Below are 24,583 nucleotides of genomic sequence, written 5' to 3' on the forward strand. Positions count from 1 at the left end.
AGACCATGTCTAGTCAAACCACAGCCATCAACTCAGGTGTGCACGCTAAAAAGGCCGACATTTTTTGCAAAGATGAAGCTCGCGTCGATTGGCACTCTAAGGCGCTTTGGACCCTGCGTGAAAAACGCGACCGCGCCGCCGGTAGCCTACCAGAATGGGAACAGCTACGTGAGATCGGCTCAGAGATGAAGCTACACACTCTGACTCATCTGGGCGAATACCTGGAAACCTTCGAGAAAAACTGTCAAGCCAACGGTATCGTAGTGCACTGGGCCAAAGATGGCGCCGAGCACAACCAGATAGTACACAGCATCCTGGCCAAACATCAGGTGAAAAAGCTGGTGAAATCCAAGTCTATGCTGACCGAAGAGTGTCACCTTAACCCATACCTTGAAAGCAAAGGTATTGAGGTGATCGACACCGACTTGGGTGAGCGCATCATCCAGCTGGCCAAGCAGCCACCATCACATATCGTGGTACCGGCTATCCACCTAAAAAAAGAGGAAGTGGGCGACCTCTTCCATGACAAATTAGGGACAAAAGCAGGCGCTTCTGATCCACTCTATCTGACCCGAGCCGCCCGTGCTCACCTGCGCGAACAGTTCCTGACGGCCGATGCCGCCATGACAGGGGTGAACATGGCGATCGCCGACAAAGGCGCCGTGGTGGTCTGCACCAACGAAGGTAATGCTGACATGGGCGCCAACCTGCCCAAGTTACAACTGCACTCTATGGGCATAGATAAGATAGTGCCGGATCTCGACAGCGCCGCCGTGCTGCTGCGTACCCTGGCACGTAACGCCACAGGCCAGCCTGTCACGACCTACAGCAGCTTCTACCGCGGTCCACAGACTGACGGCGAAATGCATGTGATCATCGTCGACAACGGCCGTACCGACATGCTGCAAGACAAGATTCTAGCCGAGTCGCTCAAATGTATCCGCTGCGGTGGCTGCCTGAACACTTGTCCTGTTTATCGTCGCTCAGGTGGTTTCAGCTACAACTACACCATTCCAGGCCCTATCGGTATCGCCGTGGGTGCCCAGGCCGATGATACTCACTCAATCCCTTGGGCTTGTACCCTGTGCGGCAGCTGTACCTATGTCTGCCCAACTAAGGTGCCATTGGATAAGATCATCCACCATCACCGTCGCCTCAAGGCCAAGGCGGGCAAACTGCCTTACGGCAAGCGCAACTATATGCCACTTGTGGGCAACTTTATGGCCAGCGAAACCATGTTGAACTGCTCTATGAGCGTCGCTCGTACTGCGCTGCGTATTCTACCTGGCTCACTGCTGAAGCCATTCACGGGTGCCTGGGGTAAATACAGAGAACTGCCCGTAGCGCCTAAGTCCAGCTTCGAAGCTTGGTTTAACAAAAACAGAGGTCAATAAAATGTCGAGCAAGCAATCTATTCTCAATGCATTAAAAAGCGTCGCGGTTGAACCTCAGGCTATGCCGTCAATCAATGTCAGTCCACGTCTGGATGATGTAATTGGTCAGTTTGAAACTAACCTGGGCACAGTGGCGGGGACTCTGCACAAAGAAGGTGGTCTAGCCGCCTTGCAAGCCAAGGTCGATGAACTGGTCAAAGAAGGTAAGCAGGTGATCTCACAAGTTGAAGGCGTCACGGGTAACCGCAACGCGCCTGAGACGGCTCATGAGCTAAGAGATATCGACTTTGCGGTGATCCCTGGTGACTTAGCCGTTGCCGAAAACGGTGCCATCTGGGTCAACAACCAACACTTAGGTCATAGGGTTACCCCTTTCATCTGTGAAAACCTATTTTTGGTGGTGAGCGCAGACAAGGTAGTTGCCAACATGCACCAGGCTATCAAGCAGATTGGTCTGGAAAGCGGTGAGTTCGGCGTCTTTATCGCCGGCCCCTCTAAGACGGCCGATATCGAGCAGGCTCTGGTGGTCGGTGCCCATGGCGCCTGTAGTCTGAATGTGTATCTGATCTAACAGCAACACCCTATTTCGCAGCCTCAAACTGCTCAGCCACCGCTTTTACAGGGTGGCTTTTTTTTGACTGAAAAATGGAAAACCGCTAAATGAGACAGGTTACAGCGCTATCTTGCATTGAGCCAATGACAGCTTAACCTTAGAAAGTGGTCTGAGACCTTGATGATCCCCCAGTGAAAAGGCGATACAGTTCCTCGCGCCTTGCTCCTTAGTGGAACAGGCAACTGGCTCTGTCTTGCATGAATTCGATGAACAGCTTGACCTTGAGGGGTTGGTGGGTACGCTGATGATATAAGAGCGAGATGCGGCGCTGCTCGCCATGCCAATCGGGCAACACCCGGCGTAGCTCCCCTGTCGCCAGCTCTGACTTAACAAATAGCTCGGGGCCATAGAGAATACCGCCATCATCGACTGCCGCTCGCACGGCTCCATTTAAATCACCAAGGGTCAACTTGGCCGGGCCTTCGTAGTAAAAATCTTCACCACTAACATGCTTCATCGACCAGTTAAACAGCGGCCATACCTTGATCAGCGAATGCTCCACCAAGTGATCCGGATGATGGGGGCTACCCGCACAGGCAAGATACCCCGGCGAGGCAAACAGTCCATAGTCGAGGACACCCAGTGACTTAGACACCCAAGATGAATCTGGCTGCGCACCGCCCACAATTGCCACATCGACCCCTTCATCAATCAGATCTATGCTGGAGTTATTTTGGGTAATATGCAGTTGAATATCCGGGTAGGCCTTAGAAAAGTCGTTGATCACCCCAATAAAAATCATTGAGATAATCGACACGGGCGCGGCAATACGCAGCGTCCCCTCGGGTTTTTCGATACGAGTATCACTGCAGCTATCAAACTGAGCGACCACATCTTGATAACGACTAAATAGCTCTGCGCCCTCTTCGGTCAATCTCAGCTTGCGGGTGCTTCGCATGATCAGCTGAGTATCAAGCAAGCTTTCCAGCTTAGTCAGCTTACGGCTCACTGTCGCCACCGGCATACCCAGCTCTTTAGCCACCTGGGAAAAACCACCCGCATTGACCAGGTGCACAAAAAGATGGATGAGCTCAAGTTCTGTGCCTAGACTACGCGCCATCAAAAGCCTCGAAAAAACCGATTAGAAATAGATAGGAATTATAACAAAACCAACTGTGTCAGGTAGCTATCTTACCTCATTAAGCTTGCGCTCAATCAATAAATTCCTCATCAGCACCGATAAATGCTAGCCATTAGGCCCCGCCACCCCCAAGGCTTTAATTTATCTCCTATCCCTAACTTGTGCACTGAGCTTCATTGCCCCCATCAACAACCCTATAGCAATCACTAATTTAGCACCAAGCAAGGTACGGTTTTTTAGGACAAAAACTAGACAAACGATAATTTGCACAGCAATATAAATGTGACGCACATCACATTTATATAAGGAAGATAATAATGAAAAAGATGGCCCCTACCCTGCTCCTGCTGCTCTCATCGACACTTTCAGGCGCAACTTACGCTAACTTAAATGCCGTTGAATGTAATGATTGCTCAGCAGCCGCTGCGCAGCAGCAAGCCACTAAGGTACTTGCCAAGCAAGAGAGCCAATCAGTTTATGTTGTTGACTTTGTTAATAATAAAGTCAACAAGTTTCAACAAGATGGTGAGCTGGTGTCGACTGCCGCCATGACCCTATCTGAAAATCTGCAAATCAATAATCATTATGCGCATCGAAAAGTAAACCTGCGCTCCGTTGACTAACTCTCCACCGCCTGAATATCTGTTCACTGAGCAGACTTAGGGCCTTCACCCCGAAGGCCCTTGGCCAACGACTGCAAACAGCCTTACCAGCTAAAATTATGCTGAAACTTAATCCCCCTTGGGCGCACACGAGCTAACACAGTATAATAACCAGCATGAGATCCAACCTACTGGCCAAGAGGCAACATTAGATGGCAAGAACCGCAGCGGCGCTTCACATACTCGTTAGACATAAAGAACTCGCCGAAGAGATCATCGACAAGCTGAATAAAGGCGCTAAGTTCGACCAACTCGCCAAAAAACACTCCACTTGCCCCTCGGGTAAGAAAGGCGGCAGCCTGGGGGAATTTAAGAAAGGTCAGATGGTGCCCGCCTTCGATAAGGTTTGCTTCACCGGCGAATTGATCACACCTCATCTGGTGAAGACCAAATTCGGCTGGCATGTGGTGAAAGTCTTGTATCGGACGTGATGCTAAGATCTGGCCTAAGTGTTCAAAGGGGGTGATTGTTAACCCTCTCCGCCAACCGGTTTAAAGCTTCCTTATTCGATATAAAACAAACGTCCTAATAGACTTATATACCGATTTGAAATTCTTACCTTCAATGTGACCTATCGCCTGCCCGGCGAGGGATGTGCAGATACGCCTATGACACGCTGTGAAACCATCCTTGGCCGCTCTACGATTTCATCTGACCTCCACGGAAGGAGGAAATGCCGATAAATGTCGGGAACATTTACAACCCTATGTCACGTCTACGGCAGCGCCCCCGACAAGTATGTCGCCATCGTCAGGGAAGGGCTGCTAGGGGAAGAAAGAGCCGAGCTTTGCATCCGAATAATACTCAGCCATCTCACGCAGCTGGCTCAGGCTATTAGAGCCTTACATCCAACCATATATGGCAGATGAGTTTAGACAATAAAAACATCGCGCTTGCCCTTAACGCCAATCTTACGGGTGTACACCTCGACTGGAGAGAGGCAATATAGGTGCTCCACTCATCATGTTTCATCTCACTTTAAATGTCCTTACTAAGGCCACCAACTAGCACCTTTAGTTGAAACCTTTAACTGAGACCTTAAAGAATGTAACTGTCACTAAGAATCTAAATTCGTTAGAGTAAACTAAGCTTGGAAGGTCCAGGTTAACAATTGCTATGCCTGCTTGAGCCCCCAACCTGACAAGCCGAATAGCCCAGCCTATGTAGTTAAGGATATTGAATGACCGATAAATTTCAGCAGCTTGCAGACAGACTCGACAACGCCATCAGCCAAGGCGATCAGAGTGTCATTCAAGCAATATTGCTCCAGGCGAGCAGCGCTGAAACTGCGCGTCTGCTTGAGTCGCTGCCACCTAGAGAACGTCTGAGAGTCTGGCCTCAGGTCACTCCTAAACGCTGCGCCAAGGTACTGTTGGCGCTCCCCCAGCCACTGCGCCGCGCGCTGATCGAGCAAACCGATGAAGCTAAGCTGATTATCGGCCTCAGCCAGATGGAGATGGATGAACTGGCGGATATCGATGCCGATCTCCCCATCCCTGTGGTGTCGGCCATGGTGCAGGCGATGGACGCCCAACGCAGGCAGCGATACGAGCGGGTCAGAGACTATCCAGACCAAAGCGCTGGCGGCTTGATGGATGTGGATATCAGCGCTCTGCGTGCCGACGTATCGATAAAAGCCGCGCTGCGTTTTCTGCGCCGCCTTCGCCAACGCGAGGGCACATTGCCAGAGCACCTGGATAGCTTGATGGTAGTCGACCGAGACAATACCCTACTGGGCATAGTCCCCTTAAGCCTATTGGTCTCCACCGAGATGGACACCAGCGTGCGGGAGATCATGTCAACCCAGGTCACTAGCTTTACCCCCGAAATGCCCGCCACCAGCGTCGCCCAAACCTTTAAAGACAAAGATCTGCTATCCGCGCCCGTAGTGGACCATGAACACAGATTAATAGGCCGCATCACGGTGGATGATGTGATCGACGTGATTCAAGATGAAGCCGACAAGGCGCTTTACTCTCAGGCGGGTCTGAACAATCATCCCGACATGTTTGCCCCCATAGTCCAAAGTGCCACCCGACGTGCACTTTGGTTGGGTATCAACCTACTGACGGCCTTTCTCGCGGCCTGGGTCATAGGTCTATTCGAGGCCGCCATCGAAAAAATTGTGGCCTTGGCGGTGCTCATGCCAGTGGTCGCCAGCATGGGCGGGGTCGCTGGCAGTCAAACTCTCACCCTGGTCACACGAGGCCTGGCATTGAATCAGATTAATCGTAATAACATTATTAAGTTGATTGGTCATGAATTCAGTATTGGCGCACTCAACGCCATCTTGTGGGCATCACTGGTCGCCGTTATCGCGCTTAAATGGTTTGGTGATTGGCAACTTGGGCTGGTGTTTGGACTCGCCATGATCATTGTCCTGATCACTGGCGTATTAGCGGGGGCCAGCATACCACCGCTACTTAAGCGCATAGGAATAGACCCTGCATTGGCGGGCGGTGTAGTGCTTACCACGGTCACAGATGTGGTGGGTTTCTTCTCCTTCTTAGGATTGGCAACCCTGCTGATTCTTTAAGCTCTACTCCTCAAGGGCCTGCTTTTCAGAGGTACTTGGCGGCGTGCTAGTGATCTTAAGCTCGCCGTCCAGATGCAGATCCCGCTGAGGAAAGGCGATCACTATACCCGCCTCAGTAAATAGCTTGTAGATACGAAAACGGATATCGCTGCGAATACGGCGAATATCCGCTTCTGTATTGGCGCACACCCAGAAGATGCCATCGAAGATCAGCGCGTTGTCACCAAAATCTTCAAAGATGGAAATGGGCGCGGGCGTATCTAAGATCTCATCATGATCATCTAGGGTCTGCTTGATGATCTGGGCAACTCGCTCCACATCGGAACCATAGGCAACTCCAACCCTAACGGTGGAACGGGCAGTATTGTCGATCAGGGTCCAGTTGGTGACGGTATTTTCCAGCAGGTGGCTGTTGGGTACCAACATATGCACACCATCATTACGGCGGATCAGGGTTGAGCGGGTATTGATGCTCTCCACTACCCCTTTGGTGTCGCCAATCTCCAGAAAATCACCAATACGGATCGGCCGCTCCCACATCAAGATCCAGCCGCTGATGAAATTGTTGATAATGTTTTGTGCACCAAAACCGACACCAATAGCCACTGCCCCCGACACAAAGGCAAAGGCTTTGATAGGAATATTAAGGATCTCAAGGCTGGTAACCAAGATGATGGCAATTGCGATTACCAGGTAGATACGGGAAAACAGATGCACGGCATCAGGGGCGACCTTACGCACTAACAGGGTACGGCGGATAAGTTTGCCGATTCGGGTGACGATAAACCAGGCCAGCAAAAGAAGCAGCGGCACTTGCAACACCTGAGACACAGTGATCGACGAATCACCATAGGTGAAAAGAACGAAAGATAAGATCTCCTTAATATCCTGCCAGCTCATGCCATTCCCCCTAATACTTGCCATTCATTGAGTATAACAGTCGGGACGAAAAGCGTGATTTAGGCATCAAATTCAAACACTTCGCTAACACTGCAATAATTAGCATCTGCAACGCAGCGACCACTTCAACATGCGTCTAGCGGTTTACTTAAAACCGCCACCTCCTTTACTAACCCTACTGAGCACCTGCGACCTGACTTAGGTATACCAACAACTAGCAAAAGCACAACAAGAAGACACGCCAACAGGTAGTTACAGGTATAACCAAAAACGGTTTTAACCCAATGCCTAATATAGGCGTATTTATGACTGACATCAGCGCCAAAACTGAGTGCACTCATGCAAAATCCTCACATCAACTGATGATTTATCATACAAAAAACTCGTTATAAACCTTAATTAAATTAGGCTTATTACCTTTTTTAAATTTTATTTTCTGCATACATCAAGTTACAACAAGCCCAGTAACAGCAATGGATACAAGCCCACAAACTACAGGCAACACAGTCGCTTAAGCCTGATTTGGGGTGGAAAAATGGATCAAAACGATGCTAATATAGTTCGAGCACTAACTATCAGCTTTCTAATTAATTTTTTATAACTGCTCAGGAGGGCACAATGTCGTCAGACAATGCAACGGAAGAAAATCTCATCTCACTAATGTGGCGCAAGCTAAAGAGCAAGGCCACTTATGCGATGCAGTTAACCTGTCTCTTCGCCATCTTAAGTACCTATCTTTTTGTCATGTTGAAACCCGGCGGGATTCATAATAACAAAGCGTTAGGAGGCCACTAAACACATGCATTACCTAACCTACATCTCACTCGCTATCTACTTTATGGCGATGTTGGCCATTGGTCTGTTTGCCTATCGCCGCTCAACCAGCGATGTTTCTGGCTACATTTTAGGTGGCAGACAAGTAAGCCCTCAGGTCACGGCACTTTCCGCTGGCGCCTCCGACATGAGCGGCTGGATGCTTATGGGGTTACCCGGAGCAATGTTTTTAGTGGGATTTGAGACCATCTATATCGCGCTAGGCCTCTTGTTGGGTGCCTTGGTTAACTATCTGGTCGTGGCGCCAAAGCTTAGGGTCTATACCGAGGTGGCTAACAACGCCCTGACGATCCCTGAATTTTTTGCCAAGCGTTTTCACGATTCCAGCAGCAATGTCCGCATCATATCGGCGGCGATCATAGTGATCTTCTTTACCCTCTACACCTCGGCAGGTCTAGTGGCCGGTGGTAAGTTGTTTGAGTCAGCTTTTGAGGTTAATTACGAGCTGGGACTGGCGATCACCTTAGGTGTCGTGGTGTCTTACACCCTGTTGGGCGGTTTTTTGGCCGTAAGCCTGACCGACTTTGTGCAGGGTTGCATCATGTTTGTCGCGCTGATCTTGGTACCCGTGGTGGCCTATCAGGAGTTTACAAGTGCCGACAAGATGATGAACTTTGCCTATGAGTCTATCCCCCATTTTGGTGAGGCGATGCAAAATGTCACCCTATTGGGACTCATCTCGGCGCTCAGCTGGGGCTTGGGCTACTTTGGTCAGCCCCACATCATAGTGCGCTTCATGGCGATCCGCAGCGTGTCTGATATCAAGACCGCTAAGAATATCGGCATGAGCTGGATGACGGTCACCATCATAGGTGCCTTGGGTACAGGTCTTGTAGGTATTGCCTATGCAAACAAGTTTAATATGAAACTAACCGATCCTGAGACCATCTTTATCGTCTTCTCAGAGCTACTATTTCATCCTTTGATCAGTGGCTTCCTGTTAGCGGCGATTCTAGCAGCCATCATGAGTACTATCTCATCTCAGCTGTTGGTGTCATCTAGCTCGCTGACCGAAGATATCTACCGCGTTGTCTCGAAAAAAGAGGCCAGCGAAGAGGAGATGGTGAAACTTGGACGCTTCGGTGTTGCCGGGGTAGCCATTGTCGCCAGTCTACTGGCACTGGATCGCTCTAACAGCATCTTGTCCTTGGTAAGTAATGCCTGGGCAGGCTTTGGTGCCGCCTTCGGTCCGCTGGTACTATTTAGTCTGTACAAGAAGAACCTTACCCACAAGGCAGCCGTTGCCGGTATTGTCTCGGGGGCAGCCACGGTACTGTTTTGGATTTATGCGCCAGTGCTACCTGAGGGTAAGGCATTAAGTTCAGTCCTCTATGAGATGATCCCTGGCTTTATGACCAGCAGCCTGATGATCTGGGTGGTGAGCGCCTTAGATGGCGACCCTTGCCAAGACACCATAGAAACCTTCGATGAAGCCGGACGACAACTAGCAGAACAAAGATAAAGCGAGGCAAACATGGCAAACATACACTGGAAACGCATCGTCGTTAAGGTGGGAAGTGCCTTGATTGCTCCCCACAAACAAGGATGCAGTAGTCATTACCTACTGGGTATCGCCCAATTTATTGCGAACTGTCGCGCCCAGGGAGTCCAGGTTGTCCTGGTCTCCTCAGGCTCTGTCGCTGCAGGTTGGCACAGGCTGGGCAATGTCGACCAGCCTAGCGTATCGCAAAAGAAAGCGATGGCGGCCGCCGGTCAGGCTGACATGATGGCCACTTGGGATAAGTTGTTTGACTTTCCCTCGGCCCAGCTACTGGTTACCCACGGGGATCTCAGGGACCGCGAGCGCTATATCAGCATTAAAAACACCCTATTCAGCCTGCTGGATCACGGCCTATTGCCCATAGTCAATGAAAACGACGCAGTGACCACAGACACCTTACGGGTGGGCGACAACGACAACCTGTCGGCTATGGTTGCAGCAGCGTCCGATGCCGATGCCTTAATCATCTGTTCGGACGTTAAGGGGCTCTATACCAAGAACCCTCAGCTGCACGACGATGCCAAGCTGATCAAGCAGGTAACAGAGATCAACGCTGATATCTACGCCATGGCAGGCGGCGCCACCAGTCAGGTCGGTACCGGCGGCATGCGCACTAAGATTGAGGCGGCCGAAAAGGCGATCGCCCACGGCATTGAGACGGTGATCGTCAATGGCTTCGACCCAGATGCCTTTAACCAACTATTAAAGGGGCAAAACCCGGGCACGCTGTTCACCCCGTTTGAACAGCCAATGCAAGAGCATGTGCACTGGATGACCCATACCTCACAGGCCCAGGGGGAACTGATTGTCGAAAATAACTTCGATGGGCCCTTGGACGAACATGAAACACAACTGACCAGTGACGATGTAGTGGCCGTAAAAGGCAACTTTTCCGTCGGCGATACAGTATTAGTGCGCAAAGGCGATGGCACTAAACTGGCCAAGGCACAAGCCAACTACAGCAGTTGTTTACTGAATTTCATCGCAAAACAGGAAGACAGGGAGTTTGCCCACGATGTGGAACAGCAAACCGGCCCGATCCTCAGCGATAAGAACATCGCCATATTGGAGTAAATATGAGCATTATTAAAACGTTATCACAAGATGCCGCTAAGGCGGCACAGGCACTGGCCCTAGTCGACGCCCAGACCAAAAACACCATACTGCTGGATATGGCGCGATCCCTACGCGACAACAGTTTTGAGATCCGTAGTGCCAACCTTATCGATCTTGCCAATGCCGAAAAAGCTGGACTTAGCGCAGCCATGATGGACAGGCTCACGCTTAATGTCGAGCGTATCGAGGCTATGGCCCAGGGGATTGAGAACATAGCTTCACTGCCCGATCCGATCGGCGAGCAGCGTCCACTGAGTACCCGTCCTAACGGACTGAACATCAGCAAGATGCGCGTTCCTCTCGGGGTGGTCTGCATGATTTACGAGGCGCGACCTAACGTTACCGCCGATGCCGGAGCACTTTGTTTTAAATCCGGTAATGCCGTGGTGCTAAGGGGTGGTAAAGAGGCGCTGAATACCAGCAAGGTGATCGCCGCCATCTTACAAAAAGTCCTTAAGCAATATGGCCTGCCAGCGGCGCTAATCGCCGTGGTTCCCGATCCAGATAGAGATCTGATGATGGAACTGATGCAGCAGCGTGATTTTATCGATGTCATTATCCCCCGAGGTGGAGAAGGCCTGATTAACTTTGTGACTGAGAATAGTAAAATCCCAGTTATTCAGCACTTTAAAGGTGTTTGTCACCTGTATGTCGACAAAGATGCCGATCTGGATAAGGCCCTGGCCCTGTTGCTTAACGGCAAGACCCAGCGTACCGGTGTGTGTAACGCCCTCGAAGGCTTGTTAGTCCACAGAGATGTTGCTCCTCAGTTTCTTGCCATGGCCTCGACGGCACTGGCTAAGCATAAGGTGAAGATCAACTGCTGTCATGAGACTCAGCAGTACTTCAGTGATGCCCAGGTGTTGCAAGAGGAGGAGTTTGGTCAGGAGTATCTGGATCTAGAACTTGCCGTGCGCCAGGTGAGCGATTTCGACCACGCCGTCGATCATATTCGCCGTTTCGGCAGTAACCATACCGAGGTGATCTGCACCGAGAATGAGCTGACGGCCAAACGCTTTCAGCGAACGGTTGATGCCTCTGTGGTCATGGTCAATGCCTCGTCACGCTTCTCAGATGGTGGCGAGTTAGGCTTAGGCGCCGAAATTGGCATTGCCACCACCAAGCTACACGCCTATGGCCCTATGGGACTGGAGTCGCTGACCACAGAAAAATATCTGGTCGAAGGCGACGGACAGATCCGCGCCTAAGATAAACCCAACGAGCAAACTCACCAAGAGGAGGCCTTCTATCTCTTATCAAGACACAGGCTTAAATCCCCAGTTGCGCATCGCCTTCATCGGCGGTGGCAACATGGCCCAAGCCATTATTCGCGGCCTGATCAAACATGGCCATCGTAGCGAGCAGATCCTCGTCTGTGCGCCGAGCCAGAAAACCCGCAGCGCCTTGGTAAAACGCTTTAACGTCAAGGTGCACTCAGATAACAGTGCTGCAGTGGCCTTTGCCGACATCATTATCTTGGCGGTAAAACCCTTTATCGTGCCCTTAGTGTGTGATGAACTGCGCCCGGCACTGGCGCCGCTGTGTCAGCAAAAACTGCTCATCTCTATCGCGGCAGGGCTGACCCATGCCAGCATTACAGACAAGCTGCCTCAGGGCTCCAAGCTAGTCTGCGCAATGCCTAATCTACCGACGGCGATAGGTAAAGGGTTAACCGGCCTCTTTGTTCCTAACCAGGAAGATAGGATGGCGTTTAGCGACGCCGATAAACTGATGAACGCCGTTGGCGACACAGTTTGGCTCGATGATGAAAGCCAGATGTCCAGCATAGTGGCGACGGCCGGTAGTTCACCCGCCTACTTCTTCCTGTTTTTAGAAGCGATGGAAAAGGCCGCGATTGCACAGGGCTTACCGCCAAAAACCGCCAGCAAGGCGGTGCTGCAGAGCGCTATGGGCGCCGTTTCTATGGCGATCGCCAGTCAGGAAAACCTGTCAACTCTGCGCCATCAGGTGACTTCACCTAAAGGGACCACTGAGCAGGCCGTACTGGCCTTTCAGCACGGCGAGCTAGATGAGTTAGTCGCCAGGGCAATGGATAGCGCAGCACGTAGGGCAAGGGAATTGTCGCTCGGCTAAAGGGGCCCCTCCCCGATAAAGATCCCCACAGAAACAAAAGGCGCGCCCAATCAAGAGCGCGCCTTTTGTTTATCTCGCCATAGATAATCCTAGCTATTTCGCCATGCAGTTGGCGTAGTAGGTCACAGTCGCCGGCCAGTCACTGAATACGCCGATCACCCCAACCTCTTTTGCGAGCACATCCAACAACTCGAAAGCCTTGCCTTCATCCTTGATCGCCTCGGTGATGCTCTGATAGTACCAGCCACCCCCTTGAGTCAGCAGACCAGAGCGCTCCAAAGTCCAGGTGATGATCTTTAGCCCGGCGGCGTTGGCGGCCTTGGCATATTCAGAAGGCACTATCTTGCCCTCATCGTCCAGCGTAACCAATACCCACAGTGGCGGTGCGATGATCTGCACGCCATCAGCCGCCAGGCTGTCCATGCTCGGCGACCAGGTGGCGCTGTCTTGCGGATCGAAATCGCTCAAATCGTATCTGTCATCGAGATAAACCGCCTGTTGACCAAACTCAGGCGCATTGGCAATCCAATACTTTACATCCGCCAGATTGAAAGACTGGGGATAGACGCTTGATGGCGAAACTCCAGCCGCCTGATATTCATCCAACATCATCTGAGCATAATCTTCTTGTGTCATACCATCGAACGGCATAGCCACACTCGGCGCCTTGAGTTCGGGAGTCATCTTGACCCCGGCGGCCTTAAACATCGCGATACTCTCGGCATGGGTCATCAGAGTGCCGTCTCCGGCGTAGAGATCCGTGCGCCAGTTGGCGGTGCCCGCCATATAGGCTTCTACCGTGGTGGCATTGGGGTTAGCGCCATCCATCTTGCCTTTGAGGCGCCTGAAATCCGCCAGGGTGATATCGCTGGTACAACAGGTTGCGCTGGCACTCACGCCATTAACAGGATCGGCCGGGGTAAAGGGTACGCTGCACTTAGCCGCGATATCATCGATGGCCAAGATATTAGTAGTGGTCGCCAGATCGCACTGAGAGTGGCGACACACCAACGCCTTGTCGGCAGTAAAGGTCACGTCACACTCCACTACGCCAGCGCCTGAATCGATGGCGGCCTGATAAGACTCTTTAGTATGCTCTGGAAACTGCATGGCGGCACCGCGATGCCCAATAGAAAAGTCGCTACGATAGAAAGGCCCCTGACGACATTGCTCCAGCTGGCTCTTGAGTTCCCCATCGACCATCTGCTCCACCAGAAAAAGAGGTCTGAGTCCCACCTGAGCCGACACCTGCTTGTCGATCCCCATTACGGCGGCGAGCGGATTGTTCTCGACCTGATTGTCATCATCACTACTGTTACATGCTGTCAGGCTAAAGCTGCCCAATAGTATGCCCGCTAAGGCCATAAGATTAGCTGTTTGATTTGGCACTCGATTATCCCCTCAATTAACAATATTTGCGCAGGGATACTAGTCAGTACAGATGACAGTTAGACCTAATTAATATGACAATTTGCCGCAGGCCGACTTAAAGCAGTTTGGACTGCAAGCAGGCCAGTAACACCTCGGGTGCATCCAAACTCATATCATGTCCACAATCGGGCAACACCAATGCTTGGGTGCGATAAAAACTTGCCAGCGAACGGGCGCAACTTGGGTCGGCGAGCTTATCCTCGGCGCCGCACAGCACCACCACAGGAATACTCTCAAACTTTGGCGCCTTGAAACGCGCGCAGGCGATAAGCTGGCGAATACCATTTACCAGGCTGGTATGTCGCTCATTTCGCCAGCGGCTCCAGTTAGCGATCAATACCAAATTGTCGCCATGATAGTGGCTGGTGTATTGCAGCACACAGGTCTCCACCAGGCTGAGGCGGCGGCTCAACTGTGTCAGCTTGAGTCGTATGGCTCCCAGCAACGCCCCAAGCAGCGGCAACAAACGAAAGCGCCGATACCAAGGCGAGAGGTTAGCCGCGCTGCTATTGAGCAGCACCACCTGACGGATACAGTCAGGGTAACGCCTGGCCAGCGCGAGCGCCGTCATGCCGCCCATAGAAAGACCAATCAGCACCACAGACTTGCCCTTAAAGGGACTGATGTGAGGCGTGACCTGAGACCACACCCTGTCACAATAGCCGTCGATAGTCATCGGGCTAATCTCGTCGGCAAGACGGCCGTTCCCCGGGAGATCGACACAAACCACCTGCTCGCCAGCAGCCATTAATCGCTCGGCGAACCCTTGCCAGTGACGCTCGTCACGCATCAAGCCTCTAAGCAATACTAAGGTTCTCATCTTACTCCTCGATTAAACCAAAGCCTTAACCCTTCGTCGGTCAGTCGAATCAGCTCAGGCGGGGTGATCTGCTCAAGTACCTCGCCATAAGCGGCATTGAGCAGAAACTGCATTAACACCAGATGACGGCGCAAGATCCTGTGATGCCTGTGGGATGCCTGAGGGTTAAAATAGCCGGCGAAATTCAGAAGCTGGCGAGGATTTTTTCGCACCCAGGCCCACGACCCCATCTCTAAGGTTAGCGGCACAAAAGGCACCTTGCAGTCAGAACTCGCCACTAGATGATCCCAAATATCCCCATGGGTAGTATAAAAATGACTCTGGGGCGCCAATTGATAGTGCCCGTGATAGGGATAGCTGGTCTCGAACAACTTATGCAATTGATACACGTAACCGATACCGCCAAAGGGATCGCAGGTGTGGGCATGAGGGAACCAGAGATGATCCTTAAGACCAAAACCCGAGTGCGCATCTAAGGCCAGCAAACTGCTACTGCGACTATGCAGTACCTTAACATAATCCACCAGCGCCCGAGTCTCACCTTCCATCCCCTCGCCACGATACCAAGGTAAATGTTTTGAGATACGCTGGCCGCCAACCAAAAAGGTGACGCTCTGCTGCGCCTCAATAGGGGCGTTACGCATCAAATCCACATTTTGACCATTACCGCGACTGCCACGTAAAAATCCTGCAGGGTTCACTATGGGGACAAAGGCCAAACGCACCTTGTTAAGCAGCGCCTGCAAATGGGTGTCCCATGGCAGACGATTGAGTAAACTGCCCAGAAAGGCCAGCACCACCTGGGCACCGATGCGCTCGACGCCGTGTACGCCGCCTACAAACAGTACACAAGGCGCGTGACTCTCTTGTGAACCCAGCTCGATTGCGGTCACCGACAGCGGTTCGCCACGATAATAGAAATCCAGTAAGGAGCGATGACGAAAATGCGCCTGATGTTGGGCGATTAACCGCTTAAGGGTATCGATTTCAAAAGCATGCTCGAAGGAAAACCGGCTCATATCCCCAGGTTAACACTGCTGATCCGTGAGCCTAACTTACCCCGCCAATGCGACAGAGAGATGACACTCAATAGGTCTGAAAATCAATCTAAAAGTAGGTTCTATCCGAATAGTCATAAAGCCATTCGGGGCGATAAACCACCATCAAGGTCACCGCCATACCATTGAGCAAGGCCTCAGGAAAAGCCAATAAAGGGATCAGCAAAATATAGTTATCGACAAGGTAAGCCCAATCATAGTCTGTACTGAGATAGAGCCAGGTCGACCAACAGAGAATATGAAAGATGATACATAAGAAGGCGTTAAGAAAGGCGCCGCAAAAGATATAGACAAACAGGTGGTGCGGCAGATACTTAAATACCTGGCTGTAGACCACATAACAGAGAAACAGGGGGAGAGCTATCGCCACCAGGCCATAGATGGCAAAGTCCAGCGGCAGTTTGAGCATAAAAGTAGCAAAAAAGGCCACGGGTAACAGCAGTGCTAAGGTGGCCAAACGCCAGCCAAACATCAGCATTAGGGTCACCAGACCAAGAAAATGTGCGTGAATTCCCGGCGTGATGCTGGCATCAATCAGCCACAGGGCGTTGATGAAGAAGATAGCCAACAGCAGCCGAGTTTGCAGAGCCTTGTCTTTAAGCAGGCTCTTCACATCTTCACTGGGCCAAATAGCCCACAACCAAAGCGCCAGCAATGCCATGGCAAGCACCTGAGCGACATCAAGCTGCCACTCAATCTCACTCCATCTCTGTAGTAAGAATGCTGTCATTGCTTTTCATCCCCCATAAAGCTAAAACGCCAACTGCCAACGTTAATCCTCACTCCACCTCTGTAGTAAGAATGCTGTCATAGTTTCTTCATCCCCCCAAGACACTAGCTGCCAACGTTAATCCTCACTCCACCTCTGTAGTAAGAATGCTGTCATTGCTTTTCATCCTCTATAAAGCTAAAACGCCAACTGCCAACGTTAATCCTCACTCCACCTCTGTAGTAAGAATGCTGTCATTGCTTTTCATCCTCTATAAAGCTAAAACGCCAACTGCCAACGTTAATCCTCACTCCACCTCTGTAGTAAGAATGCTGTCATTGCTTTTCATCCTCTATAAAGCTAAAACGCCAACTGCCAACGTTAATCCTCACTCCACCTCTGTAGTAAGAATGCTGTCATTGCTTTTCATCCTCTATAAAGCTAAAACGCCAACTGCCAACGTTAATCCTCACTCCACCTCTGTAGTAAGAATGCTGTCATTGCTTTTCATCCTCTATAAAGCTAAAACGCCAACTGCCAACGTTAATCCTCACTCCACCTCTGTAGTAAGAATGCTGTCATTGCTTTTCATCCTCTATAAAGCTAAAACGCCAACTGCCAACGTTAATCCTCACTCCACCTCTGTAGTAAGAATGCTGTCATTGCTTTTCATCCTCTATAAAGCTAAAACGCCAACTGCCAACGTTAATCCTCACTCCACCTCTGTAGTAAGAATGCTGTCATTGCTTTTCATCCTCTATAAAGCTAAAACGCCAACTGCCAGAAAATCAACGTCTTCTCCTGTGCGCTAACCCTAACATAGACTCAAACAAGGCGTCACACTCCCTAATTGCAGCAAAATTAAGCTTACCTAACTAAAAAGGTACTGGAAATCACCAGATAAGCCACTGTTAATCGCGGTAAATTTGGGTAATAATTCTCATACGCAAAGAAGAAAGGGACATCATGCTCAAGTATTGGTACAAAGACTTTGCCCAATATCCACCGGGACACAGAGACTATTGGCGAACTCGTTTAATAGGTCATACTCTGCTGCTTAGCAGCTCCTTCTTCCTGGTGCTGACTCTGCTCAATATCTTCTATTTTGAAAGCTATGAGTACGCCGCCTTAGACGCCAGCGGCTTCCTAATCTCCCTATCGATCCTGCTGTTCTTTAACAGAACCGCCAACGTTAACCTCGCCTCCTGGGCGGTGACCCTGATGGTCACGGGATTAATCCTGCTATTTGTTGCCTCGGTGGGTGGCTATGCCCATTCTCTCTATTGGGCCACCCTGATCCCGCCGTTCGCTTTCTTCCTCCTTGGCCGTCAAAGAGGCAGCCTAATTTGCCTTATCGCCTTCGGTGTGTGCGCCTATATAGTCTATGGCCAGATCCAGGAGGCTAAGCCCGTCACCTTCGGCATGGGCTCGCTATTCAATGTTATCGAGGTATCGATTGCCCATATTATGTTGTTTCGTTTCTACGAGGGCACCCGCTCCTCGGCCTATCGTCAACTGGCCGAGCGCAACGCCAAGATCCAGAAGCTGGCGGAAACCGACAAGCTGACCGGTCTCTACAACAGGGAGAAGCTCGACTTAACGCTAGAGCAAGGCGTACAGCAAAGCCATCATCAACAAATGCCCCTTAGCCTACTGATTCTCGATGTAGATTACTTCAAGCAGATTAATGATGCCTACGGCCACCTGGCTGGGGATCAGGTACTGTGCCAGCTGGCCGACAGCCTTAAGAGCCTGATCCGTCAAGGTGACTTTCTTGCCCGCTGGGGTGGAGAGGAGTTTGTGATCATACTGCCAGACACCACACTGCCCCAGGCAATGAAACTGGCTGAACAATTACGCCAAGATGTGGCAAGCCAAAAGTTTGCCGCCCAGTCGCTAACCATCAGCGTCGGCGTATCTGCATTAAGGAGTGATGACACCACCAAGTCGCTGATCAACCGCGCCGACAATGCCCTCTATCAGGCCAAACACTGCGGCCGAAACCGAGTCGTGGCCGAAACCCAAAGCCCAACTCAGCCAGCTGAGCACAGAGCCGTCAACGATTAATACCAAGACCTATTGCTACCAAGCCCTATTGCTACCAAGCCATGGCCAAGCTAAAGCAGACGAAAATTAAGTAGTAGCCCTAAGTTAGTTAGATTTAGCCCTTCAGACAGAGGGGCTAACTATCCTGGTTAGCCGTTATCAAGTTGCTCGGTAAAAGTCAGGCCAAGAGACAATAGGTTATAATTTTAATGACACGAGATCTGATATACTGGATCACTCCTTTCAAGCTAGCATCTCCCAGGCTAAATCATACAGCCAAGGCTCCTTTAGAGGATTGAACTCAGCGCCAAATGCAACTCCAAATAAGGAATAACACAATGCTAGTCACCTTTAAAACCAAGCACTACGCCGATATCACACTGTTTGGCGATGTAGCACAAACCTTCTTAACAATACTCGGCCACAGTACATCTGTGCCGGGCGCGATACGTGCCGAAGATGTACCAGCCGCCCTCACCCGGCTGCAACAAGCGGTAGCCAATGCGCCAACAGAGCCACCACAGGCAGAAGACGATGAAGACCAAGGGCCCTTTGTCAGTCTCAGGCAGCGCGCATTGCCCCTTATCGAGCTATTCGAATCGGCGGCCAGCAACAACCAGAATGTGATGTGGGAATAATCCCCAAAAATGCCTTTAAGCAGTCCTTTATGACTTATCGAGTCAGACGCTCGATGATCTGTCTGTGCTGGGGATAGGCATTTAGCAGAGTTTGCCTCTCGAACAGCTCAAAATCCTCGAAGGTAAACCCAGGTGATACCATACAACCTACCAAGGAAAACCCCGGGTTATTCATGGCCGAGCCGAAGATACAACCCTTAGGCACCAGAAATTGTGGCCGCTGCCCAGCGGCGACATCTAGCCCCAGCTGAGCCGTGGTTAAGCAGCCCTCCTCATCGATCATATAAATGGTCAAGGGCTCACCACCATGGAAATACCACATCTCATCGGCGGTCAAACGGTGAAAATGAGACACTTCGCCAGTACGCAGTAGAAAATAGATACTGGTCCACAGCTGACGTTTGTCGTCAAACTGCTCCAGCGCCCGGTAGGAAGAGCGGTAATAACCCCCTTCGACATGCTGCTCTAACTCAAGCTCTTTAATGAAGTAATCCGCGCCCTGCATAGCGACTCCTTATTCTCTATATCCTGCAGTTCTAAGCCTAACGCCCCCTAACAGGGCGGGCATTGCTCTTAGACTAACTTATCTTGTCATCTAAGGCTGTGACCAACGCCAAGACCAACACCAAGACATCTCTGCGTAGATACTCAGCCTCAAACTGGGCGGTAACTTCCAATTTCGGCCAGCCTGACATTAAGCTGTGTATTCTTTTATTACAATTGTCTCGCTGATAACCGTTTTAACTTTGTTGTTCAGCTTGGTAAGCTTCTACCGCCGTACCTTTAAAACCAAAAAAATAACTCAGTAAGGAAGAGAGCACCAATGAAAAAATCCCTAATCGCTATAGCCTTAACCACCGCCGTTCTCGGTGGCTGCAGCAACCAAGATACCCGTTCTAACAATGCTGCTTCATCAGAAGTGGTCGCCCCATCTCAGGCCAAAGCCGAATTAGGCAGTTTTGGTGTCGATCTCACAGCCCGTAACCTTGATGTCAAACCGGGCGACGATTTCTTCATGTATGCCAGCGGTACTTGGTATGACAACTTCGTCATGCCGGCTGACAAAACCCGTTACGGCGCCTTTAATGCCTTGGCTGAGCGCAGTGAAGTTCAGGTAAAAGAGATTATTGATGATATCGCCAGCCGTCAGGAGCTTAATGCAGAAGAGCAACTAATCGCTAACTTCTACAAGGCTTACATGGATATCGATACCATCAACAAACTGGGTATCAGCCCGGTTCAGCCAACCTTAGATCAAATTGCCGCTATCAAATCGACCGATGATCTTACTAAAGTCTTTGGTAATGCCTGGTTAGAGGGAATTAGCGCGCCTATTGGTGGTGGTATGTGGTTTAACCGCCTCAATCCTGATCAATATGAGATGTCTATCGGTGCCGGTGGCTTGGGTCTCCCGGATCGCTCTTACTATTTGGAAGACAGTGAACGTTTCGTCAAGATTCGCGAAGCTTACTTAGCCCACATCATCAAAATGCTTGAATTTGCTGGTGTTAAAGATGCGGCTCCTCGTGCAGAGGCTATCTTAGCGTTAGAAACCAAAATCGCTGAAGGCCATTGGCCACGTGAGAAACGCCGTAACCGCGACCTCACCTTAAACCAGATCAAGCGTGATCAACTCAGCACTGAGTATCCAGGTTTTAACTGGGATATCTATTTCGCAGAGACAGGTTACAAAGTCCCTCAGCTTAACATCTCTCAGCCAGAACCGATTAAGGCGATGATCGAACTGATCAATAATGAGGCGTTAACGGTTTGGCAGGATTACCTGACATTCCACGCCGTCAGTGATAACGCCGAACTCTTGTCAGATGAGATCTACACCACTTACTTCGACTTCTACGGCAAGACATTAAACGGACAGCAAGAGCCTCGTCCACGCTGGAAGCGCGCAGTAGAGCAGATGTCAGGTACCCAGTCATTAGGCTTTGCCATAGGTAAAGTTTACGTCAAACGTTACTTCCCAGAATCATCGAAGCAGCAGATGGCTGAGCTGGTGGAAAACCTGCGCACCGCCATGGGGCAGCGTATCGATGGCTTAGATTGGATGGGTGAAGAAACCAAAGTCAATGCTCACGCAAAACTGGCCTCTTTCAATCCTAAAATTGGTTACCCTGATGTTTGGCAAGAGTTTGATGGCCTGACCATCAGCAACAACGACTTAGTGGGTAACATTAAGAATCTAAGAACCTTCTTCCGTGAAGACAGCGTCGCCAAAGAGCTGCAAAAAACTGATCGCAACCGTTGGGGCATGACACCACAGCGCGTTAATGCTTACTACAACAGCTCGTTTAACGAAATTGTGTTCCCTGCGGCCATTCTGCAACCACCATTTTTCGATCCTAATGCCGATCCAGCCGTTAACTATGGCGGTATCGGCGCTGTGATAGGCCATGAAATGGGACACGGTTTCGATGACCAGGGTTCTAAGTCTGACGCTAACGGTATCCAACGTAACTGGTGGACAGATGCCGATCGCGCAGCATTTGAAACCAAAGCCGATCAACTAGCGGCCCAGTACAGCAAGTATGAGCCAATCGAAGGCAACTTCGTTAATGGCCGTAACAGCTTAGGGGAAAACATAGGTGACGTGGGTGGTCTGGCGATGGCCTATCACGCTTACAAACTGAGCCTTAATGGTAAAGAAGCTCCCGTTATCGACGGCCTGACCGGCGATCAACGTTTCTTCTTAGCGTGGGCTCAGGTATGGAAAGAGAAGCGCACCGAACAGAGCATGCTTAACCAGCTTCGCGGCGGCACCCATGCGCCTGGACGTTACCGCGCTCTTGCACCGCGTAACCACGATGCTTGGTATAAGGCATTCGATGTTAAGCCAGGAGACGCCCTGTACCTGCCTGAAGATCAACGCGTGAAGATCTGGTAAACCAATAAAAATGCCTGTGGTTTTGTTTAAGTAGCTAAATCGATACTAATAACTTAAATACTGGGCATGATGGTTTACCTCTGAGAGGCCCCTAAAACTCATACAGGGGCCATTTAATTAAGCCTGCGGTGTCATGCCGCGGGCTTAATTTTTTATACCAACATCTTAGTGACGTGAGACGCCTTTACGCACCATCTCTTTACCCTGCTCAAACACTTCATCTGTGATCCAGCGGGCATGCAAGAGTTTGTGGTTCTTATCGAATATGGCCACAAAATGACGGCCATCGGCATTATTCGTCGCCATGCCAACACCTTCTACGCCTTCCAGTCCCAAACCACCATTCTCCACCGCCAACAGAAAGCTGGCTAAATCGTCCAGGTTATCGATTACAGTCTTATCATCACTCATGACTTTGCTTCTCATCTTATCCGCCTGCAAACAGGCTCTACTTAATGCCGCGTACTCTACCCCGACTCAGCCTGGATGTGAACCCAGGAGCCGCGAATGTCCCAGGGTTTATCCCCACGCAGCCTAGCCGAAAAAGCCACTCACGTGCCCTCAGTTAGAGTAAAGCAGACTCTGTCTGGGGCTGCATGAGAAAAAACTCAATAAAAGAATATGTTAGAGACAGTGTTAGCCTAGGTAAGAAGAATGTCGATTCGAATCGATGAGCAGCGGCGGACTGTTCATCCCTATAGCGAAAACCGACTATTATTCCCGGCTGTCATTCTCGGCTAACATTCCCGACCATCATTCCCGACTATCATATACTGACTATCATAGTGGCACGCGAGTATTGCGCCCACATTAACAATAAGCTTAGCTCGCATATTCGCAGCAAAGCTGTTATCAATTCAATGGCTTTGAATCTTGATAGTGTCCATCTTATTTCGGAAGATAAATCACCTGATATGAATAAATTGTATTATGTTTACGATCCTATGTGCTCCTGGTGCTGGGGATTCAAACCAACCTGGGAGAAAATCGAGCAAGCGCTATCAGGTGACATCGAAATAGTGTATCTGCTTGGCGGACTTGCGCCAGATAGCGACCAGCCAATGCCCATTGCGATGCAAAAGCAAATTGCCGCTTATTGGCACAAAATAGAAACCCTGCTGGGCACTGAATTTAATCACGAATTTTGGACGCTCAACACACCAAGACGCGCAACCTATCCGGCCTGCCGAGCCATACTCGCCGCTCGCGCCCAACAGGCTGAAATCTTGATGTTAAATGCCATACAAAAGGCCTATTACCTACAGGCACGTAATCCTAGTGACAACCCTGTGTTAATCGATTTAGCCGACACTCTTGGATTAGATAAGACTAAATTCAGCACAGACTTGCAGCATGACACGACACAAGAAGCCCTATTAGCTGAAATCCAATTTGCACGCTCAATCGGTGGCAATAGTTTTCCTTCCCTGTTTGTGCAAACCGCTACAGGCATCACGCCAATCCCCATTGACTACCAAAATGCCGGCACCTGTATTGAGCAGATAAAACAGGCCAATACAAATTAGAAAGAACCGAGTATTTGCAAAGCCTCAATGACTGTCTATCTAAGCTCATTCAATGATGCTCTAAAAAATATGCGAAATAATCAGAATATACGGGGAAGCCATGGGCATTAACGATTCGCTTTATCAGTCACACTCACTAATCACATCAATTCGATTATAATTTTTTTATTTAATCACCCCGCTTCACAACAAACCATCTATAAATCTTGGTCGTCAAATAAATATCATTTCAACTAACCTAATCACTTCCTTTAAATCAAACACGCTAATTTCACCCTCCTAATCTCCCCTTTTTCAGATATAACAAATGTATCAACACTGATACAGATACAAAGTGTCACGAAAAAATAGAATATCATTGCTTTGTCATACTGTTCCCCGCAACAACCGCGCCACACAAGGGTTTGCAGCAAGTCACCAAATAAAACAGCATCTCCCTCATCATTTTGAAAAGAAATACTCACACCAATAACCCGTCAGGCCAAATAAATTGATTCAACTAAACCTGTAACATTTTACAGTACCAACATTAAGTGAGATAAAAAAACCAATATTAAACACTAAGGAACCCTTAAAAATAGACATCACACAATAGCCTTGTATAAAAAAACAAGCTTTATTGGTGACAGTTGAATCTTTACAAGGATGTTAATAGTTTGTATCTGACTGCGGGTTTAACACGCACATAAAGCACACATTGCAATCAATACTTTCTATAGGGATTA

General features: G+C 50.0%; 22 protein-coding genes. 14 read left to right on the forward strand and 8 right to left on the reverse strand.

What is annotated here, in order from left to right; all coding sequences use genetic code 11:
- Nucleotides 1-5 precede the first annotated feature (5 nt).
- Both NY07_RS12345 and NY07_RS12350 read left to right on the forward strand, forming a co-directional pair.
- Complete coding sequence (locus tag NY07_RS12345) at nucleotides 6-1,394, forward strand: lactate utilization protein B (protein WP_033539665.1); 1,389 nt, start codon at nucleotides 6-8, stop codon at nucleotides 1,392-1,394.
- Nucleotide 1,395: 1 nt separating this feature from the next.
- Nucleotides 1,396-1,965 carry a LutC/YkgG family protein gene (locus tag NY07_RS12350; protein WP_033539666.1) on the forward strand — a complete coding sequence of 190 codons (570 nt, stop codon included), beginning with the start codon at nucleotides 1,396-1,398 and terminating at the stop codon, nucleotides 1,963-1,965.
- 208 nt (nucleotides 1,966-2,173) lie between these two features.
- On the opposite strand, the gene NY07_RS12355 is transcribed toward NY07_RS12350, so the two are convergent.
- Entirely contained in the window at nucleotides 2,174-3,067 is an 894-nt protein-coding gene (locus NY07_RS12355; protein WP_033539667.1) for a LysR family transcriptional regulator, read from the reverse strand.
- A 338-nt stretch (nucleotides 3,068-3,405) separates the two neighbouring features.
- On the opposite strand from NY07_RS12355, the gene NY07_RS12360 reads away from it, so the two are divergent.
- From NY07_RS12360 to mgtE, 3 genes are all read left to right on the forward strand, one after another.
- Nucleotides 3,406-3,711: a hypothetical protein gene (locus tag NY07_RS12360; protein WP_052125662.1), complete on the forward strand. Its 306-nt coding sequence runs from the start codon at nucleotides 3,406-3,408 to the stop codon at nucleotides 3,709-3,711.
- A 191-nt stretch (nucleotides 3,712-3,902) separates the two neighbouring features.
- The gene (gene ppiC, locus NY07_RS12365) at nucleotides 3,903-4,181 is read left to right on the forward strand and encodes a peptidylprolyl isomerase PpiC (protein WP_033539668.1); all 279 of its coding nucleotides are present in this window, start codon (nucleotides 3,903-3,905) and stop codon (nucleotides 4,179-4,181) included.
- Between the two features lie 749 nt (nucleotides 4,182-4,930).
- Nucleotides 4,931-6,286 (forward strand): magnesium transporter, encoded by a 1,356-nt coding sequence (mgtE, locus tag NY07_RS12375; protein ID WP_033539670.1) that lies wholly within the window; start codon nucleotides 4,931-4,933, stop codon nucleotides 6,284-6,286.
- A 3-nt stretch (nucleotides 6,287-6,289) separates the two neighbouring features.
- Here the strand turns inward: mgtE and NY07_RS12380 are convergent, their stop codons facing one another.
- Complete coding sequence (locus tag NY07_RS12380) at nucleotides 6,290-7,186, reverse strand: mechanosensitive ion channel family protein (RefSeq protein ID WP_033539671.1); 897 nt, start codon at nucleotides 7,184-7,186, stop codon at nucleotides 6,290-6,292.
- 799 nt (nucleotides 7,187-7,985) lie between these two features.
- Between NY07_RS12380 and putP the strand changes: the two genes are divergently transcribed.
- The 4 genes from putP (at nucleotide 7,986) to proC (ending at nucleotide 12,731) form a co-directional block, all read left to right on the forward strand.
- Nucleotides 7,986-9,482 (forward strand): sodium/proline symporter PutP, encoded by a 1,497-nt coding sequence (gene putP, locus NY07_RS12385; protein WP_033539672.1) that lies wholly within the window; start codon nucleotides 7,986-7,988, stop codon nucleotides 9,480-9,482.
- A gap of 12 nt (nucleotides 9,483-9,494) precedes the next feature.
- Nucleotides 9,495-10,595 (forward strand): glutamate 5-kinase, encoded by a 1,101-nt coding sequence (gene proB, locus NY07_RS12390; protein ID WP_033539673.1) that lies wholly within the window; start codon nucleotides 9,495-9,497, stop codon nucleotides 10,593-10,595.
- A gap of 2 nt (nucleotides 10,596-10,597) precedes the next feature.
- Complete coding sequence (locus NY07_RS12395; RefSeq protein WP_033539674.1) at nucleotides 10,598-11,845, forward strand: glutamate-5-semialdehyde dehydrogenase; 1,248 nt, start codon at nucleotides 10,598-10,600, stop codon at nucleotides 11,843-11,845.
- A 73-nt stretch (nucleotides 11,846-11,918) separates the two neighbouring features.
- Nucleotides 11,919-12,731, forward strand: coding sequence for a pyrroline-5-carboxylate reductase (gene proC / locus NY07_RS12400; RefSeq protein WP_033539675.1), 813 nt, complete (start codon nucleotides 11,919-11,921; stop codon nucleotides 12,729-12,731).
- A 93-nt stretch (nucleotides 12,732-12,824) separates the two neighbouring features.
- Here the strand turns inward: proC and NY07_RS12405 are convergent, their stop codons facing one another.
- From NY07_RS12405 to NY07_RS12420, 4 genes are all read right to left on the reverse strand, one after another.
- A complete protein-coding gene (locus NY07_RS12405; RefSeq protein ID WP_033539676.1) occupies nucleotides 12,825-14,096 on the reverse strand; it encodes a glycerophosphodiester phosphodiesterase family protein in 1,272 nt (423 codons plus the stop codon).
- Between the two features lie 121 nt (nucleotides 14,097-14,217).
- Entirely contained in the window at nucleotides 14,218-14,982 is a 765-nt protein-coding gene (locus tag NY07_RS12410; protein ID WP_033539677.1) for an alpha/beta fold hydrolase, read from the reverse strand.
- Complete coding sequence (locus tag NY07_RS12415; RefSeq protein WP_033539678.1) at nucleotides 14,979-16,001, reverse strand: DUF2817 domain-containing protein; 1,023 nt, start codon at nucleotides 15,999-16,001, stop codon at nucleotides 14,979-14,981. Before NY07_RS12415 ends, NY07_RS12410 begins: the two co-directional genes overlap by 4 nt.
- An 88-nt stretch (nucleotides 16,002-16,089) precedes the next feature.
- Nucleotides 16,090-16,770 (reverse strand): energy-coupling factor ABC transporter permease, encoded by a 681-nt coding sequence (locus NY07_RS12420; protein WP_033539679.1) that lies wholly within the window; start codon nucleotides 16,768-16,770, stop codon nucleotides 16,090-16,092.
- Between the two features lie 146 nt (nucleotides 16,771-16,916).
- Between NY07_RS12420 and NY07_RS19440 the strand changes: the two genes are divergently transcribed.
- The 3 genes from NY07_RS19440 (at nucleotide 16,917) to NY07_RS12430 (ending at nucleotide 19,433) form a co-directional block, all read left to right on the forward strand.
- Nucleotides 16,917-17,561 (forward strand): hypothetical protein, encoded by a 645-nt coding sequence (locus NY07_RS19440; protein ID WP_152603593.1) that lies wholly within the window; start codon nucleotides 16,917-16,919, stop codon nucleotides 17,559-17,561.
- A gap of 154 nt (nucleotides 17,562-17,715) precedes the next feature.
- On the forward strand, nucleotides 17,716-18,816 hold the full coding sequence (locus tag NY07_RS12425; RefSeq protein ID WP_033539680.1) for a GGDEF domain-containing protein: 1,101 nt from the start codon (nucleotides 17,716-17,718) through the stop codon (nucleotides 18,814-18,816).
- 317 nt (nucleotides 18,817-19,133) lie between these two features.
- Nucleotides 19,134-19,433 carry a DUF1840 domain-containing protein gene (locus tag NY07_RS12430; protein WP_033539681.1) on the forward strand — a complete coding sequence of 100 codons (300 nt, stop codon included), beginning with the start codon at nucleotides 19,134-19,136 and terminating at the stop codon, nucleotides 19,431-19,433.
- Nucleotides 19,434-19,467: 34 nt separating this feature from the next.
- On the opposite strand, the gene NY07_RS12435 is transcribed toward NY07_RS12430, so the two are convergent.
- The gene (locus tag NY07_RS12435) at nucleotides 19,468-19,938 is read right to left on the reverse strand and encodes a cupin domain-containing protein (protein WP_033539682.1); all 471 of its coding nucleotides are present in this window, start codon (nucleotides 19,936-19,938) and stop codon (nucleotides 19,468-19,470) included.
- Between the two features lie 318 nt (nucleotides 19,939-20,256).
- Here NY07_RS12435 and NY07_RS12440 point away from each other — a divergent pair, with 318 nt between their 5' ends.
- Complete coding sequence (locus tag NY07_RS12440) at nucleotides 20,257-22,332, forward strand: M13 family metallopeptidase (RefSeq protein WP_033539683.1); 2,076 nt, start codon at nucleotides 20,257-20,259, stop codon at nucleotides 22,330-22,332.
- A gap of 165 nt (nucleotides 22,333-22,497) precedes the next feature.
- Here NY07_RS12440 and NY07_RS12445 read toward each other — a convergent pair whose 3' ends face one another.
- Entirely contained in the window at nucleotides 22,498-22,743 is a 246-nt protein-coding gene (locus NY07_RS12445) for a hypothetical protein (RefSeq protein WP_033539751.1), read from the reverse strand.
- A gap of 374 nt (nucleotides 22,744-23,117) precedes the next feature.
- On the opposite strand from NY07_RS12445, the gene NY07_RS12450 reads away from it, so the two are divergent.
- Complete coding sequence (locus NY07_RS12450; RefSeq protein WP_235363925.1) at nucleotides 23,118-23,858, forward strand: DsbA family protein; 741 nt, start codon at nucleotides 23,118-23,120, stop codon at nucleotides 23,856-23,858.
- Nucleotides 23,859-24,583 lie beyond the last annotated feature (725 nt).

The organism is Shewanella sp. ECSMB14101 (assembly GCF_000773485.1).
GTDB lineage: Bacteria > Pseudomonadota > Gammaproteobacteria > Enterobacterales > Shewanellaceae > Shewanella > Shewanella marisflavi.

Coding starts and splice junctions, on each gene's coding strand:
- NY07_RS12345 (WP_033539665.1), top strand. CDS start 6: ATGTCTAGTCAAACCACAGCCATCAACTCAGGTGTGCACGCTAAAAAG.
- NY07_RS12350 (WP_033539666.1), top strand. CDS start 1,396: ATGTCGAGCAAGCAATCTATTCTCAATGCATTAAAAAGCGTCGCGGTT.
- NY07_RS12355 (WP_033539667.1), bottom strand. CDS start 3,067: ATGGCGCGTAGTCTAGGCACAGAACTTGAGCTCATCCATCTTTTTGTG.
- NY07_RS12360 (WP_052125662.1), top strand. CDS start 3,406: ATGAAAAAGATGGCCCCTACCCTGCTCCTGCTGCTCTCATCGACACTT.
- ppiC (WP_033539668.1), top strand. CDS start 3,903: ATGGCAAGAACCGCAGCGGCGCTTCACATACTCGTTAGACATAAAGAA.
- mgtE (WP_033539670.1), top strand. CDS start 4,931: ATGACCGATAAATTTCAGCAGCTTGCAGACAGACTCGACAACGCCATC.
- NY07_RS12380 (WP_033539671.1), bottom strand. CDS start 7,186: ATGAGCTGGCAGGATATTAAGGAGATCTTATCTTTCGTTCTTTTCACC.
- putP (WP_033539672.1), top strand. CDS start 7,986: ATGCATTACCTAACCTACATCTCACTCGCTATCTACTTTATGGCGATG.
- proB (WP_033539673.1), top strand. CDS start 9,495: ATGGCAAACATACACTGGAAACGCATCGTCGTTAAGGTGGGAAGTGCC.
- NY07_RS12395 (WP_033539674.1), top strand. CDS start 10,598: ATGAGCATTATTAAAACGTTATCACAAGATGCCGCTAAGGCGGCACAG.
- NY07_RS12405 (WP_033539676.1), bottom strand. CDS start 14,096: ATGGCCTTAGCGGGCATACTATTGGGCAGCTTTAGCCTGACAGCATGT.
- NY07_RS12410 (WP_033539677.1), bottom strand. CDS start 14,982: ATGAGAACCTTAGTATTGCTTAGAGGCTTGATGCGTGACGAGCGTCAC.
- NY07_RS12415 (WP_033539678.1), bottom strand. CDS start 16,001: ATGAGCCGGTTTTCCTTCGAGCATGCTTTTGAAATCGATACCCTTAAG.
- NY07_RS12420 (WP_033539679.1), bottom strand. CDS start 16,770: ATGACAGCATTCTTACTACAGAGATGGAGTGAGATTGAGTGGCAGCTT.
- NY07_RS19440 (WP_152603593.1), top strand. CDS start 16,917: ATGCTGTCATTGCTTTTCATCCTCTATAAAGCTAAAACGCCAACTGCC.
- NY07_RS12425 (WP_033539680.1), top strand. CDS start 17,716: ATGCTCAAGTATTGGTACAAAGACTTTGCCCAATATCCACCGGGACAC.
- NY07_RS12430 (WP_033539681.1), top strand. CDS start 19,134: ATGCTAGTCACCTTTAAAACCAAGCACTACGCCGATATCACACTGTTT.
- NY07_RS12435 (WP_033539682.1), bottom strand. CDS start 19,938: ATGCAGGGCGCGGATTACTTCATTAAAGAGCTTGAGTTAGAGCAGCAT.
- NY07_RS12440 (WP_033539683.1), top strand. CDS start 20,257: ATGAAAAAATCCCTAATCGCTATAGCCTTAACCACCGCCGTTCTCGGT.
- NY07_RS12445 (WP_033539751.1), bottom strand. CDS start 22,743: ATGAGTGATGATAAGACTGTAATCGATAACCTGGACGATTTAGCCAGC.